Source organism: Sphingobacterium sp. ML3W, assembly GCF_000747525.1.
Classification (GTDB): domain Bacteria; phylum Bacteroidota; class Bacteroidia; order Sphingobacteriales; family Sphingobacteriaceae; genus Sphingobacterium.
The window spans coordinates 4,626,155-4,638,692 of sequence record NZ_CP009278.1 but is presented as its reverse complement, the minus strand read 5'-3'; the positions used below and the strand labels follow the sequence as shown (position 1 = coordinate 4,638,692).

Annotated in this window: 13 protein-coding genes; 2 read left to right on the top strand and 11 right to left on the bottom strand. The window is 37.0% G+C overall.

What is annotated here, in order from left to right; genetic code table 11:
* Position 1: 1 nt before the first annotated feature.
* Entirely contained in the window at positions 2 to 697 is a 696-nt protein-coding gene (locus KO02_RS19865; protein WP_200878572.1) for a hypothetical protein, read from the top strand.
* A 68-nt stretch (positions 698 to 765) separates the two neighbouring features.
* Here the strand turns inward: KO02_RS19865 and KO02_RS19860 are convergent, their stop codons facing one another.
* From KO02_RS19860 to KO02_RS19825, 7 genes are all read right to left on the bottom strand, one after another.
* Positions 766 to 1,332, bottom strand: coding sequence for a nitroreductase (locus KO02_RS19860; protein WP_038701126.1), 567 nt, complete (start codon positions 1,330 to 1,332; stop codon positions 766 to 768).
* A 45-nt stretch (positions 1,333 to 1,377) separates the two neighbouring features.
* Positions 1,378 to 2,637 carry a peptidase T gene (pepT, locus tag KO02_RS19855; protein WP_038701124.1) on the bottom strand — a complete coding sequence of 420 codons (1,260 nt, stop codon included), beginning with the start codon at positions 2,635 to 2,637 and terminating at the stop codon, positions 1,378 to 1,380.
* 553 nt (positions 2,638 to 3,190) lie between these two features.
* Complete coding sequence (locus tag KO02_RS19845; RefSeq protein WP_081918439.1) at positions 3,191 to 3,997, bottom strand: DUF4197 domain-containing protein; 807 nt, start codon at positions 3,995 to 3,997, stop codon at positions 3,191 to 3,193.
* A gap of 174 nt (positions 3,998 to 4,171) precedes the next feature.
* A complete protein-coding gene (locus tag KO02_RS19840) occupies positions 4,172 to 5,008 on the bottom strand; it encodes an endonuclease/exonuclease/phosphatase family protein (protein WP_038701120.1) in 837 nt (278 codons plus the stop codon).
* 148 nt (positions 5,009 to 5,156) lie between these two features.
* Entirely contained in the window at positions 5,157 to 5,921 is a 765-nt protein-coding gene (locus KO02_RS19835; protein ID WP_038701118.1) for a glycerophosphodiester phosphodiesterase family protein, read from the bottom strand.
* Between the two features lie 278 nt (positions 5,922 to 6,199).
* Positions 6,200 to 6,847, bottom strand: a complete 648-nt coding sequence (locus KO02_RS19830; RefSeq protein WP_038701116.1) for an HD domain-containing protein — start codon at positions 6,845 to 6,847, stop codon at positions 6,200 to 6,202.
* A complete protein-coding gene (locus tag KO02_RS19825) occupies positions 6,840 to 8,021 on the bottom strand; it encodes a class I SAM-dependent RNA methyltransferase (RefSeq protein ID WP_038701114.1) in 1,182 nt (393 codons plus the stop codon). Before KO02_RS19825 ends, KO02_RS19830 begins: the two co-directional genes overlap by 8 nt.
* A 70-nt stretch (positions 8,022 to 8,091) precedes the next feature.
* Between KO02_RS19825 and KO02_RS19820 the strand changes: the two genes are divergently transcribed.
* Positions 8,092 to 8,466 carry a DUF3127 domain-containing protein gene (locus KO02_RS19820; protein WP_038701112.1) on the top strand — a complete coding sequence of 125 codons (375 nt, stop codon included), beginning with the start codon at positions 8,092 to 8,094 and terminating at the stop codon, positions 8,464 to 8,466.
* A gap of 102 nt (positions 8,467 to 8,568) precedes the next feature.
* Here KO02_RS19820 and KO02_RS19815 read toward each other — a convergent pair whose 3' ends face one another.
* The 4 genes from KO02_RS19815 to KO02_RS19800 form a co-directional block, all read right to left on the bottom strand.
* On the bottom strand, positions 8,569 to 9,738 hold the full coding sequence (locus tag KO02_RS19815) for an MFS transporter (protein WP_038703047.1): 1,170 nt from the start codon (positions 9,736 to 9,738) through the stop codon (positions 8,569 to 8,571).
* An 85-nt stretch (positions 9,739 to 9,823) separates the two neighbouring features.
* Positions 9,824 to 10,354: a hypothetical protein gene (locus KO02_RS19810; protein WP_038701110.1), complete on the bottom strand. Its 531-nt coding sequence runs from the start codon at positions 10,352 to 10,354 to the stop codon at positions 9,824 to 9,826.
* Positions 10,355 to 10,358: 4 nt separating this feature from the next.
* The gene (gene fumC, locus KO02_RS19805; protein WP_038701109.1) at positions 10,359 to 11,756 is read right to left on the bottom strand and encodes a class II fumarate hydratase; all 1,398 of its coding nucleotides are present in this window, start codon (positions 11,754 to 11,756) and stop codon (positions 10,359 to 10,361) included.
* A gap of 108 nt (positions 11,757 to 11,864) precedes the next feature.
* The gene (locus KO02_RS19800; protein WP_038701107.1) at positions 11,865 to 12,434 is read right to left on the bottom strand and encodes a hypothetical protein; all 570 of its coding nucleotides are present in this window, start codon (positions 12,432 to 12,434) and stop codon (positions 11,865 to 11,867) included.
* Positions 12,435 to 12,538 lie beyond the last annotated feature (104 nt).

The following is a 12,538-nucleotide window of genomic DNA, read 5'->3' as shown; positions in this document are numbered from 1 at the left end:
AATGGAAAATAATTATCAATTATCCAGAATTCATAACTACATCAGTGGTTTGATGAATAAAGAGGAAATGTTTCAGTTGGAAAAAGAGGCACTGGAAGACCCTTTTTTGCAAGATGCCATTGAAGGTTATCGCATGCAGAAAGGTATTGATGTGCGGCAATTAAGTTTATTGCAACAACGATTAAACCGCCGCGTTGAACAAACGATATCTACACGTAATGCGCAGTTTTATACTTGGCAAAGACTAGCAATTGGATCTGCAGCAGGGGTGATTTTTGTTGTGCTGATTGCATTTATTTATTTCAAGAATTTTACGCCAAATACGAGTCGTACTACGGAGGTTGAGTTGAGCTATCCTGAGAATAGGATAGTTATCGAACCGATTTTAGCAGGAGGAGATGCCTCACCAATAGGAGGGTGGAATGCCTTTGAGCAGTATCTGCAAGAGAATACACGTCTGAAAGATAGCGGTGGTAAACTTATTATTGCTTTTACAGTTGATAAAAACGGAAAGCTTTCAAATATGAATGTTGAGGAGGTTCAAAATGAAATCCTGAAGACAGAAGCAATGAGGTTATTAGCAGGAGGACCTAAATGGCAAGGAGAAAAGGGGAAATTAATCATCAGTTTTCCAGAAGAAAGTCAGACACGAGGTAGTAAGCCAACTCATTGCTTTGGAATTGAAGAAATAAAGTAGATAATAGAAAAAAATCAGAAAAGGTCGACTAGTTATTTAGCCGACCTTTTTAATAACTGTAAAACCTTTTATTCTTCCCAACGAATTTTGTCAGCGATAGGGCCTCTCACAGGTTCCCTAGCTTCCATTTCGTGATGTCCTAGATAAAATAAACCGATACATTTTTGATTTTCCTCTAAATGTAAGAAGCTTCCTAAATGATGGATTAATCCAGGAGTAGCCCAGTAGCCACCTAATCCTAAAGAATGTGCTGCTAACCACATATTCTCAACGGCACAGGCTGTAGCAGCCAATTCTTCCCACTCTGGAAGATCGCCCGTGTAATTCACAATTAATGCGATAGCAACTTTTGACTGGGTTGCTTTTTCACCCATGGTGATTTCTGTCTTTTCAAGGTATTTCTCAGTAGGAGTGACTGTTTTATAAATACGTGAAAGCTCAGTGCCCAATCGTACCAATCCTTCACCTTTGAAAATAGTGAAACGCCAAGGTTGCGTTCTTTTATGAGTAGGAGCAGCATTTGCGGCCTCTAAAATGCTTAAAATATCTTCTTTAGAAACTTCTTTATCAGTAAAATTAGCTTGAAAAACTGATCTTCGGTTTTGTATCGCCTTTAAAACTTCGTTTGCTTGCATATATTTTATTTTCTTAAACTCGTTCAATGGATATGAAGTTACCTATTATTTTTCTTCCCAAAGAGTCGCTACATGTAAAATTGTTAAAACAGCTTTTTGCATATCTTGTTCAGACACCCATTCCTGCTTTCCATGGAAGGCGTGCCCACCAGCAAAAATATTGGGACATGGCAAACCCATAAATGATAAGCGGGAACCATCCGTACCACCACGTATACTTCTACGTTCAGCTTTCATGCCCGCTCTTGTAATTGCTTCTATTCCGATTTCCATGATTTGAGGGAACTGATCCAAGATCTCTTTCATGTTGCGGTATTGTTCCTTTACTTCGAAAGTATAACTGCAGTTTGGATATTTCGCTAGGATTGATTTAGCAATAGATTCCAATTCCGACTCATGTTTTGCCAAATTCGCGGTATTGTGGTCCCGGATGATGAAATGAATTTCTGCTTTCTCAACCGTACCTGAGATATTGGTGGGATGCACAAATCCATCCTTTTTATTGGTACTTTCTGGAGATAGACGATCCTGAGGTAATGCCTCAATAATAGCACTTGCAATTTTTATTGCGCTTTGCATTTTACCTTTAGCAAATCCTGGGTGAACCGAAACACCGTGGATGGTCAATATTGCGCCATCAGCCGAAAAAGTCTCATCCTCAATAGTACCTGCCTTTTCTCCATCCATTGTATACGCAAAATCTGCACCTACGCGTTTTAAATCAGCTTTGTCCACACCTCTTCCAATCTCTTCATCAGGTGTGAATAATATTTTGATATCACCATGCTTGATTTCCGGGTGTTGCATCAGGAGACGTGCTGCATCCATAATTTCTGCGATCCCTGCTTTATCGTCAGCTCCCAACAAAGTAGTACCACTAGCTGTGATGATATTATTTCCGATTTGATTGGCTAAATCAGGATGTTCTGTATACTTGATAATGATATTATTATCATCTGGTAATACCAAATCTTGGCCCTGATAATTACGATGAACCAAAGGTTTAACATCTTTCCCTGAAGAATCAGGAGAAGTATCCATATGTGAACAAAAGCAAATCGTTGGTACGCTTTTCTCCGTATTGGAAGGTATGGTTGCATATACATAACCATTATCATCTATAGCAGCATCAGATATACCAAATGCTAACAATTCTTCGACTAGAAGTTTGCCTAGATTTTTTTGTTTAGCTGTTGAAGGACAGGTGGGTGAATTTGAATCGGATTGTGTATCTATTTGTACATAACGTTGGAATCTTTCAGATACTGAAAAATCATTTATGTTGTTGATCTCGAAGTTACTCATATACTTTTATATCATTAATGTGATCATGCTATACAAAATTACAAAAAATGTAAGCATTAGCGAATTTTACCTATTATAAGTGACTATTTGTTAATCAGTGGATTTTTTCATAAATTTATGAAACCTAAAATTTGATTTTCAGTATGTTGCATTTGTTAAGAGCAATGTTTTTCCTCCTCCTTTTAGCGCAATTATTTTTACTATTTAGTATAGATGACTCCTATAGACAGTTGGTGTATATGAGCCAATTGATTTACCTAGTATTACCTTTTTGGGGGCTTATAGCAACGAAAAAATACCGAAATCTAAAATATTATTTTCAAATTTATATCATTCTATGTGGTCTATATTACATTTTTTTCGCCTTGGTTTTACTCGCTAAACATGTGCAGATAACACCATACTTTGGTGCAAATCTATTTGTGAAAGCTATTTTACTCATGGTTGGATTAGTTAGTATATACCAATACAAAAATTGGTCGACACTATTTTTCAGGTATATCAACAGAAGAAGAATAAAGGTATGAGCAGGACTATTGTCCTGCTCATACCTTTATTTTTGAGTATCAGCCCAACCAAATACTTTGGACAGTAAATCTGTATTTCGAGATCCACCTATATTTTCTCTGATTTGTAATTCTTGATCAGCTACTTTGACAAATAAGCCATCAATTGCTTTTTGCGTGACGTAGTTCGTTAAATTGGTTTCTACTTTATTAGAAAATGGTAGATTGTTATATGCCGTAGTTAATTGATTCCAATATCCTGAGACATTATTTTCACCCATTGCTTTATCAATGACTGGTGAAAATTTTGAGGTAAGCTCTTTCGACGTATTGGTTTTGAAGAATGTTGTTGCAGCATTTTGGTTTCCACTTAGAAGAATGTTGTAAGCATCTGTAATGGTCATTTTTGATAATGAATTAACAAAAACGGTACCTGCTTCACTGACTGCGGTTTCCGCTGCTCTATTCATACTGCTAATGAACTGGTCACATAAAGAACCCATCCCTACAGCACGAAGCGCCTTTTCTACCTTTTGCGCTTCAGAAGGCATCAGGATTTTGACAGCTGCATCGCCTAAAAAACCATCTTTTACAGACAAGATGTTAACACTATTTGTAAGCCCCTTACTTAAGGCTTCTTTTATACCTAAAGTAGCCTCTTTTTTTGAAATATTCGTTACAACAGGGTCGATATTGTTTGTGCTGACTTTTACGCTATCTGCAGTTGTTTTATTTTGATTAGTAGTAGAAGATAGGATACTTTTTAACTTAGAAAGTCCTTTTGATTGTGCTTGCGTATTTGTTGCAAATAATAAACCTGATGCAACTAAGGCATATGTTAAAATATTTTTCATGTCTAATTTTTTGTAAAACTACAAATTAGAATGCGAAAGGAGCTGAATGTTTAACGAAGGTGATAATTTTATTTTAGCGATAGAAAGGTAACATGACCAAAGCATTTTGGAAGGAATCGTTGAAAACTAAGTATCATCTTGTGCCAGTCTTGGAACTGACACAAGATGAGTTTCTTACAGAGATATGTCTGCCGTAACAGGAAAGTGGTCCGACGGGAATTTCCCCTCATAAGTATCCGTTAAGATTGCATAGTTAGTAACTTTTATTTGTGGAACTACAAAGATATGATCGATTCTTCCTTTTGATTTGATGCTTTTACCCCAACCATTAAAAGAAGAGCTAGGCTCATAGATGCGCGGGCTTACTTCATAACTATCAACAACCGTTTTGCTATTTGCTAAAGTAAAATAGGCTTCATCATGCTCATCAACATTGAAATCTCCAGTTAAGATTAAGGGTAATTTTCCTGCTAATTCCTTTGCTTTTTCTAAGATTAATTTTGCACTCTCTTTTCTTGCCACTACTCCCACATGATCAAAATGGGTATTCATAAAAATAAAAGATTTTCCACTTTTTTTATCCTTTAAGATGGCCCATGTACAAATACGAGGTAAGGCTGCATCCCATCCTTTGTTGGGTTGTTTAGTGTCTGTCGCTGACAACCAAAAAGTACCACTTTTTGTCGCTTCAAAACGGTTTTTGTTATAGAAAATGGAAGAATGTTCCCCTTCTTCAGCACCATCATCTCGACCAACACCAACTGTTTTAAAGTCAGGAAGTCGCTCTTGAAGATCTTTCACCTGGTCAATAAATGCTTCTTGAACACCGAAAATTTCGAAGTTGTGGAACTTAATGAGGTTAGCAACAGCATCTTTCCTTTCATTCCACATGTTGCCTGTGTCATGGTTATTTTTTTGTCTTATATTATAAGTAGCTATACGTATTTGCTGCGCCATACTATAGGATAGTCCTGAGCAAATTAGAAAGATAGCAAGAATAAATTTTTTCATCGAATATAATTATTTTGTGAGCTTGCAAGCTCGGTTAATATTTTACAGTCTACTTTTTTCGTATACAAGCATATTATAATTAATAAACGATCTCGTAAGATTGTTTATTAATTAAAGACAAGGATATTGCCTTTAATGTTATCTTGAACTAGTTAAGTAAGGTTTTTAATAATTCAGGTTCGTTAGTTGTGATATAATCAATCTTCTGGTCAATTAAAGATTTCATATCTGCTTCTTTATTGACAGTCCAAGCATTCGTTTCTAATTTTAACGACTTTGCCTCTTGCAACCAATTTGGATGCTTCGTAAAAACACTAAGATGATAGTCAATTCCTGTCAAGCCATCTTTTTTGATTTGAACGGGAGCAATATCTCCATTTAAGTAGGACACTTTAGCTTTTGGATCCAGTTCATGAATCTTTTTGCAGGCATCATAACTGAAGGCGATATATTCGGTTACTTGCTCTGCTTTTAATTCTTTTACTAAAGCGACAGCTTTTTCAGTAGCTTCCAACGTACGCTCCAAGCCCAGTTTATTTGTCTTTAATTCTAAGATGAGCATAAGTCCATCAAGTTTCAAACCGGTTTTGATAAATTCTTCTAACGTAGGAATGTTTTCACCATTCGGATGTTTTTTCGCCAATAACTCTTGGTAAGTTGCAGTAGCGATATCAATTCCATAGAAATCATTGTCATGGTTGACGACGAGTACATTATCCTTCGTGAGGTGTACATCATATTCAGACCCCCAAAGATTTAGATCTTTAGCTGCTTTCAGAGAAGCGATGGAGTTCTCTGGAAGTTTTGTGTTTTTAAATGCTCCACGGTGAGCAATAATTTTGGTTTGGGCTTTTAATTCCGAGATTCCCATAATGGCCATTGTGGCTAGGATTACTAAAACTGTTTTTTTCATCAGATATAATTACTTCGTGAGCTCGAGAGCTCGATTTGTTTCCTTAATTATGAATAATTGAGGCTATTGATTCTAATAATAGGTAGCGCGTTGTTCATTAACTCTTTTTTAACTTATTCTGTTTTTTAGTTGAAATGACGTAAATCATAATTAAAATCGCTTAATAGGATTATTCGTCAACTAAATTTAAACAAAAAAAATGGTACCTCGATAATTATCAACTAATTATCAAAAGTACCATTTTAGTGTAACCTCCTGATTAAGGAAATATTATTTTTTTATTTTTTACCTTCCCACTCAGCGTAAAACTCATCTAAAAAAGTAAGCATAAATGCATGTCTTTTTTCAGCGATAGCTTGGGCGGCTTTTGTATTCATTTTATCCTTTAGTAATAAAAGTTTTTCATGAAAATGATTGATAGTTGGTGCTTCAGAATGCTTGTAACTTTCCTTATCCTGATATTCTTGAACGGGAATACTGGGATTGTACATCTCTCTGTTTTTGTGGCCTCCATAATTGAATGCTCTGGCAACACCAATCGCACCGATTGCATCTAAACGATCCGCATCTTGTACGATTTCAAGTTCCTTTGAATGAAAAGCAATTTCTCCTAAACTTGCTTTGAAAGACATGTTTAAAATAATTTTTTCAACATGTTCAATCACCTCTTTATCTACACCCAGGGATGTTAAAAATTCACCAGCAACACGAGGTCCTATGGTTTCATCTCCATCATGAAATTTGCTGTCAGCAATATCATGTAATAAAGCAGCGAGTTCGCAAGTTTGGTAATCTGCTTCTTCAGTTTGAAGAATTAATTTTGTGTTGTTCCATACACGTTGGATATGTGACCAGTCATGACCAGATTCAGCAAATTTTAATCTGTCCTGTACAAATGCAACCGTACTTTCAATAATCTTATTCATAAATTACTTTTGGTTTTTCGCGAGTTCCCTCGTATAATTCGTATTCTAATAGACGACAATCTAATTTACCATTATAAAATTCAACTTTTCTGGAAGCACGCAATCCTATTTTCTTAGCAAGATCCGGATTTCCAGTAAAAATATAACCTCTATAACCCTTACAGTTTTGTTTTAGAAAGTCTCCTACACGTTTATATGTTAATTCCAATTGACTATGATTACCAAGGCGTTCACCATATTCCGGGTTAAATATAGCAATTCCTTTCTCTTCTTGAGGTACAGTTGTCTCTTCAAAATCACAAACTTGAAAATCAATAAGCTGATCGACTCCTGCTGTCTTCGCATTCATGATCGAGATATCGATTGCTTGCTGCGAAATATCCGAAGCAATAATTTTCGGATTTGCTTTCTTATTGACTTGCTCCTTTAAATTTCTTCTCTCTTGAAAAAACACTTCTTCATCATATCCAATAAAATGCATAAATGAATAATTCATGCGGTATAAACCAGGACGACGATTAGTAGCAATCAAAGCAGCTTCGATGGCCAATGTTCCTGATCCACACATCGGGTTGACAAACGAAGTCTTCCCATCCCATTTAGAAGCAAAGATAGTACCAGCAGCAAGAGCTTCAAGCATTGGAGCTTTTCCTGGATGCTTACGGTAACCGTGTTTTGCTAATGTTTCACCAGACGAGTCGATGAAAATCTCTGCACGGTCGTCTTTCCAATACAGGTGTACCACAGCCTTATGCGAGTCAGAACCTGAATTAGGGCGAATGTCTTTCTTTTCTTTAATACGATCTACAATTGCATCTTTAACTTTCAAATTTGCAAATAGAGGTGTCGTTATCGTTTCATTATCGACATTAGAAGTCACAGAAAAGTATCCATCAAACGCAATCAACTCTTCCCATGCGATGTCTTTCAATTCATCGTATAGCTCTTGAGGGTTTGATGCTTTAAATTCTTTGATCGAATATAAAATCTGCGAAGCTGTGCGCAAGTTTAAATTTAATTTAATTGTTTCATTCAAGGTGTTAAATAATTCTACACCAGTAGAGAATGAACGCTTGATCTCGAAGCCAAGTTCTTCGACTTCTTGTTGCAAATAAGGAGAAAGTCTCTTATTGCAAGTGATGATGATTTTATTGGGGGTGTTGAAAACTTCCATAATATTTGTACAAAGTTAGTTAATCTCTTACTCAAAAAATGCTTATTTTTACGGTTTAATATTTTTGATTATGGAAATTAGAGGAAAAGTACACGAAATAGGTGCTACGCAACAAGTAACAGAGTCTTTTAAAAAGCGTGATGTAATCGTGGCTTACGCTGAGAATCCGCAGTTTGTTGAATATATTCGCTTTGAAGCTACTCAAGATAGAACGTCAATTTTTGATGGTTTGACTGTAGGTGAAGAAATTGAAGTTTCTTTCAATTTACGTGGTCGCCCTTGGACAAATAAGGAAGGTGTAACAACATACTTCAATTCTTTGGTCGCTTGGAGAGTGACAAAATTGGCTAATACTGCTGCTTCAGCTCCTGCTCCAGGCTATGCTGAAATGCCAGCTCCAGTTGATTTGTCAGGATCAAACGATGATGATGATTTACCATTCTAGTCTTACGAGAATCTAAAATATAAAAAAGCTTCAATTCATAATTGAAGCTTTTTTATTAAAGAGAAATCTGCTTTCAGAAGAGCAATTTGGTCCCGCTACAGCTTAATCAGCAACTGGAATACGATTCTTTTGTACATATTGTACTAGGAACAGTAAAGCAAGTAATGCACCAATAGTAGCCATTCCGACACCCACAAGAGATGGTGTATTATAGGCTAGACCGTATATAATCGGTATTCCCCCTAAATAGGCTCCAAATGTATTGCCTAAATTGAATGCAGCCTGTCCGCCCGCAGCAGCCAATGTTTCGGCACCTTTGGCCGTACGAATCAACATCATTTGTATTGGCGGACCAATTGTAAATGAAATTAATCCCGTGATAAAGGCCATGATGTATGCCGACCATTGAAATGGTGAAACAAAATATAGAACAACCAAGCATATGGCCATGGAACTAAAGGCAGCAATAGCGGCCTTGGTAGGAGAGATGGTATCAGCCATTTTTCCCCCTAATAGATTCCCGAAAAACATACCGATACCGATCAGGACCATGATAATAGGTACCCGATTAGGGTCGAGTCCCGATACGTTGGTAACCAATGGCGCTATATAGCTTATCCAAGCAAATAGACCTCCGGTTCCGATAGAAATGATGGCCATCAGCAACCATGCTTCTTTCTTTTTGAAGAAATTGAGCTGTCCAATGATATCATTGTGTTTCGACGATTCAATTTTTGGTAGCCAGATATAGATCATCAAAAATGTCAATATGCCTAAAGCACTAATAACACCGTAAGTTATGCGCCAAGAGTAATGATGACCAATGTATGTTCCTAAAGGTACACCAGCCAAGTTTGCGATAGTCATACCGGTAAACATTATGGAGATAGCTTGTGCTTCTTTTCCTTTTGGAGCCAACCTGGCGGCAACAACAGAGCCTACACCAAAGAACGCACCATGAGGTAGACCCGACATAAACCGGGATAGTTGGATCGTAAAGTGTGTGGGCGATATCGCAAATAACCCATTAAAGATGAAAAATAAGACCATTAAAAAAAGTAATACATTTTTTGGTGGATATTTTCCTGATAAGAGTACTAAAGTTGGTGCGCCCACGACAACTCCAATAGCATACAACGCGATGAGATGCGCTGCCTTTGGAATGTCGATATTTAAATCTTTGGCGATATCGGGTAAGATTCCCATCATAGTGAATTCTGTCATTCCTATGGCGAGCCCCCCGAAGGCCAATGCAATAATTCCTTTATTCATATTTTTTGCTCCGAATAGTGACGAGCGAGTCATTAATAATAAAAAAAGCCATTTTCAGATAAAATGGCATGAAGTTGTGTGTAATTTATTGCCAGCGCTTCTTTGGGACACAAATTACGTCTTTTGTCTTACGTAAGATGATAGGACGCTGATCAAATTTATTCTCTAATACGAGAGAGTCTTTTGAATGATAGGCAACTTTAAATCTCGGAAGGTACTGCCCTTGACGGTAACAGCCAGATAACTTTTGTTTTCCATTTTCTTTGATATATATACCATCCACGATGACACTGTCACCACGCACTACATAAAGTCCTTTAGCATGTTCAATCCAAGAGCCGTTATTGTAACAACTATCAGCTATTTGTTTTGTTTTTGCGTGAACATACATGCGTGCATAGATGGAATCACAAGTAAAGCGAAATTCAGTGAGCGTATACTGCAACATTTGGTCTTGATTTTGGATACTATCTTGTTTCCATTCACCTTGCAGATAGCTTGCACCTTCTGTTTGCATTTCAGAATTAAACTTGCAGCTTCCAAATAGCAAAAGCATACCTATTGTTAACAATAGGTATGCTTTTGTGTTTTTATGTTTATTTAGATACGGAATCATAGCCCTATTTTAAGCTACCTACCATTTCTTCAGGTTTTACCCACTCATCAAATTCAGCAGCAGTCACATATCCCAATGCAATAGCCGTTTCTTTTAATGTTGAATTGTTTTTATGAGCTGTTTGTGCAATTTCTGCAGACTTGTAGTAACCAATTTTAGTGTTCAAAGCCGTTACTAACATCAAAGAGTTGTCTACCAATTCTTTGATACGTGCATAGTTGGGCTCGATGCCACTTGCACAGTGCTCCTCAAATGACACACAAGCATCACCAATCAATTGAGCAGATTGCAAGAAGTTAGCCGCCATCAATGGCTTGAATACGTTCAGCTCATAGTGACCTTGAGTACCGCCTATTGTAATAGCAACATCGTTACCCATTACTTGACATGCAACCATGGTTAAAGCTTCACATTGCGTAGGATTTACTTTTCCAGGCATGATAGAAGAACCAGGTTCATTCTCAGGGATGATGATTTCGCCAATACCAGAACGAGGACCAGAAGCCAACATCCGGATATCGTTTGCAATTTTGTTTAAAGAAACTGCTAATTGTTTTAATGCACCGTGCGATTCAACAATGGCATCATGCGCAGCTAAAGCTTCAAATTTATTTTCAGCAGTAATAAAAGGAAGACCCGTAAATTCTGCAATATATTTTGCTACCAGTACGTCATATCCAGTAGGAGTATTTAAACCAGTACCAACCGCTGTACCACCAAGTGCCAATTCAGATAAATGTGCCAACGTGTTTTTTACGGCTTTTACACCATAGTTCAACTGTGCAACATAACCAGATAGCTCTTGACCTAATGTCAAAGGAGTAGCATCCATCAAGTGTGTACGACCAATTTTAACCACCTTCATAAACTCCGCAGATTTCTTAGCTAAAGTATCACGAAGTTTCTCAACACCAGGAATCGTCACTTCAACAACAGCTTTATAAGCTGCAATGTGCATACCTGTAGGGTAAGTATCATTAGAAGATTGTGATTTGTTCACATCATCATTCGCTTTCAATACAGGTTCGCCCTCTCCAATTTTGAAACCTGCTAATACTTGAGCACGGTTCGCAATTACCTCATTCAGGTTCATGTTAGATTGCGTACCTGAGCCTGTTTGCCAAATTACCAATGGAAATTGATCGGCTAATTTACCGGCTAAGATCTCATCACAAACAGCAGCAATAGCATCACGTTTTTCAACCGGCAACACACCCAATTCTGCATTAGCATAAGCTGCAGCTTTTTTCAAGTAAGCAAAACCTGCGATGATTTCATGCGGCATAGATGCAGCAGGACCAATTTTGAAGTTATTGCGTGAACGTTCGGTTTGGGCACCCCAGTATTTATCTGCGGGAACTTGAACTTCACCCATGGTATCTTTTTCTATTCTAAATGACATAGCGTTTGATTTTTTTTAATACAACAAAGTTAAGTAAAAATATAGAGAACAGCCATTCAAAGACCTCATCTTGGCCGAATTTGAATGTCATAATTGTTTCAAATAGTGTTAACCATTCAGTCGTTTCGTTAATTGTTCGTTGATATGGTGGAAAAGCTGAATAGGTTTTAACGTTCGCCATGAAAGATTATTGAGGTCTCCACCAAAATTGATGTAATAGTCAATATTGTTTTGCATAAATTCTGCTGTCACATGGGGAAGGAAATTCACAGCAGCGATCCAACCATCCTCGATATCCTGAAACCATTCCTCATAGTAAGTATCGTCAGAAGCGTGAAAATTAAGGATGTTTTCACCAATTAATATAAAATGATGAATACCCTCAGAAATCATTAAATCTATTAATTCCCGTTTCAGTATCATGATGTCATTGTCGATAGCATCATTCCATTCTCCTATGAGCTCGATGATCCCATATTGTTTATCATAGTCTACAAATAGCACTTTCAGGTATAGCGTATGTGAACCAAAATCATCCCATTGTGGGTGTAAAAGGAAATTGTAAATTTGTTTATCGTATTCAAATTCATTGTATACGGTTCCATAGAATGGAGATTGCTCATCTTCCGAAGCTATATAATCATGTCTCCAATTGTAAAAAGGTTCAATTTCGTGCATTTTGGCAGATTATTTGATTGTAACAAAAGGCAAAGTTGAGAAAACTTTCACATATTAACCACTTTTACGGACTTTTGTTTTACGAATAAAAATCACCTATCTTA